This window comes from Kitasatospora sp. NPDC059571, assembly GCF_042735675.1.
GTDB lineage: Bacteria > Actinomycetota > Actinomycetes > Streptomycetales > Streptomycetaceae > Kitasatospora.
Map to the genome: position 1 here is coordinate 17,144 of NZ_JBHWBW010000125.1, position 1,288 is coordinate 18,431.

Sequence of the window (1,288 nt, forward strand, 5' to 3'; positions counted from 1 at the left end):
CGGTACGGAACCGCCGACTCTAGTCGAGCCCGGTGGACGGATCGAGTACGGCGGGTGTGGAGCACTCGCCCCCCCGCCCGCCCGCCGCCCCCCGTGTCCGCGCCCCGCCCCCCCCCTCGACTGCTTCCGGCATCAGAGCTGGCCGGTCCGCTCGCGCCACGCCCGCTCCTTGACGATCCACTCGTTGTCCTGCGGGAACTCCTCGATGCCCGGTACGCGGCGGACCTCGCACTTCGAGCCGGGGAATGCAGGGAGGCGCTTGGCCCACTCGACCGCCTCCTCCTTGGAGGCGACGTCGATCAGGTAGAAGCCGCCGAACAGCTCCTTCGTCTCCCCGTACGGCCCGTCGGTGACCACCGGGGTCTCCCCGCTGAAGTCGACCACCACGCCCTGGGACGGGTCGTCCAGGCCTTCGGCGGCGACGAGCACGCCGGCCCGGATCAGCTCCTCGTTGAAGCGGCCCACCGTCTCCAGCATCTCCTCGAACGGGGTGGACATCATCTTCGCCATCGACTCGTCCGTGCCCCGCATGATCAGCATGTACTTCGCCATGATCGCTCTCCTCCTTCGGGGCCGCTTCACGGCCCTCTCAACCCAAGGTCGAACGGCGCAGCAGCGGATCGACACGCCGACCGGACCGATCTCACATTTTTCTTTACCCGCTCCGTCCCACGCCAGGACGGCGACGCTGCTCCTCCCGGACGAGCACGGGCGGCTCGCCGCACCGGAACGGACGGCGGGCCGTGCGCCGTCCGGTTCGCAGCGGCGGGACCGTGGCGCTGCCCGGGTGCCGATCGCTCCAAGTGCCCTCGGGCGACGTCCCCGGTCGGCTCGGCCCGGCGTCCCAGCGAAGGCCGGCTCAGGGTGGTTGATTTCGTCGGGTCATACACGCGACGCCGACAGCGGCGGGGCTGCCTGCAGGGTGAAGCGACCAGGGAGGCCTGCGGTCCGGGCCTCCGGCTGCGCCGCTGGGAGGTTGGTCGGCGTTCCTCGCGCCGGTGGGGCGCGCAGCCAACGGCTTCACTTCGGCCTGCCGGCTGGGCGTGTCGGCGCGGGTGGGATGTGCAGGCGCCGCGTCCGATGCCAACAGGACGCCGGGAGCACAATCCCCATCCATGCGTCACCGCGGTCTGACCGCGGCCTGGGAGAGCGCACTCGACCGGACCGGCTGTCGGCGGTGGACAGGTGGGGCAAACGTCCCTTGAGCAATGCCGAGGGGCCCGCCCCCGGGGGTAAGCGGGGGGGGGCCCCCCCGGGGGGGGGGGGGGCGGGGGCGCACAACAACAGC

At 72.1% G+C, this 1,288-nt stretch carries 1 protein-coding gene; it reads right to left on the minus strand.

The features are described 5' to 3' along the window. Positions 1-132: 132 nt before the first annotated feature. Positions 133-552: a YciI family protein gene (locus ACFV0G_RS16700; protein WP_380547308.1), complete on the minus strand. Its 420-nt coding sequence runs from the start codon at positions 550-552 to the stop codon at positions 133-135. Positions 553-1,288 lie beyond the last annotated feature (736 nt).